Below are 1,502 nucleotides of genomic sequence, written 5' to 3'. Positions count from 1 at the left end.
GTTCAGTCCCTTCTCCCTGGCGAAGTCGGGATCCGGTGGGCCGGAGATGGAGATGAGCTTGCCACCCGGTTTCAGCACATTCAGTGATTTTTCAAGTGTCTTGGCGTCCTGGCTGTTCAAGACGACGTCGTAGCCCGAAAGGACTTTCTCGAAATCGTCTTTCCTGTAGTCGACGACGATATCGGCGCCGAGCCCCTTGACCAGACCGGCACTCGCCGCGCTGGCGGTGGTCGCAATGGTCGCGCCGAGATGCTTTGCCAGTTGGATGGCGAATGTCCCCACGCCGCCGGAACCAGCTTGAATGAAGACCTTCTGTCCCTTCTTCAGCTTGGCCCTTTCGACGAGCGCCTGCCAGGCGGTCAGGCCGACCAGCGGGATCGAGGCCGCCTCCTCCATGCTGAGGTTCCCGGGTTTCAGGGCCACGTCGGCTTCATCCATGGCTATGAACTCGGCGAACGTTCCGATCCGGCCATCGCGCGGCCGCGCATAGACGTCGTCGCCGAGTTTGAATTTGCGGACTTTCGATCCCACGCGCACAACCCTCCCGGCCACGTCGTGACCCAGGATGAAGGGCCGGCGATAGGGCAGGATCAGCTTGAACTCTCCGGTTTTGACCTTGGAATCGAGCAGGTTCACCGCCGCTGCGTGGACCTCGACCAGGACATCGCTGTCCCCGAGTTTCGGCTCCGGCATTTCGGCTAGCCGCAGAGTGCCGTTCTTGCTGTACTTGTCGACGACGAATGCCTTCATGGCAGTGACTTTCTGAGAGTGATTTTGGTGTGTCGCATGTGCGTGAAATCCTCTGCTCGCTGCGTTCAAACGGGCAGGCGGAATTGTTTCCGCAGGCTCTTGTCGAATATCCCAGCGGGAGCAAAGCGACGCAGCAGGCTGACCTGGCGCGCAGCCTTGCCGGCGGTGTAGCGCCGTTGCGGACGGGCATCGGTCGCTGCCTTGACGACCACTTGCGCCACCACTTCCGGCCGGTCGGCGACAGGCATCACGTCGCGAAGCAGCGCTTCCAGCGTAGCTCGGGCTTGATCGTATTCCTGCAACGGCGAATCCGGCTGGATCCCGTTCTGGTCGAAGACAGTACGAACGAATGCCGGCTCGATGACCGAAACGCGGATATTGAAGGCGCGAACCTCGTGGTCGAGCGATTCCGAATAGCCCTCAAGCGCGTGCTTGACCGCCGAATAATGCGCTGAATACGGCGCCGGCACCAGTCCCAGCACAGAGCCGATATTGATGATGTGCCCCTCGCCACGCTGCCGCATCGACGGCAGCACCGCATTGGTCATGCGGATGACGCCGAACAGATTGACGTCGAACAGAGCCTGCACCTGGGCAATCGAGAATTCCTCGGCGCCTCCAAGCTGGCCGACCCCGGCATTATTGACCAAGAGGTCGATCCGGCCGGTCTGCGAGAGCACCGTCGAAACGAGTGCGGCAACGGCCTCACTGTCGGTCACGTCGCAGATCAGCATGGTCACCCCGTCCGGATC

General features: G+C 61.4%; 2 protein-coding genes. Both read right to left on the bottom strand.

Features of this window, described 5'->3' with window-relative positions:
• On the bottom strand, positions 1–750 hold a 750-nt coding region (locus tag EN932_RS35890), incomplete at its 3' end, for an NADP-dependent oxidoreductase (RefSeq protein WP_164890844.1).
• A gap of 65 nt (positions 751–815) precedes the next feature.
• Positions 816–1,502, bottom strand: a 687-nt coding sequence (locus EN932_RS35885) for an oxidoreductase (RefSeq protein WP_128369513.1), incomplete at its 5' end; no start/stop codon positions are given.

The sequence above is a fragment of the Mesorhizobium sp. M7A.F.Ca.US.002.01.1.1 genome, assembly GCF_004022955.1.
Classification (GTDB): Bacteria; Pseudomonadota; Alphaproteobacteria; order Rhizobiales; family Rhizobiaceae; genus Mesorhizobium; species Mesorhizobium ciceri.
This window is presented reverse-complemented; position numbering and strand designations above follow the sequence as displayed.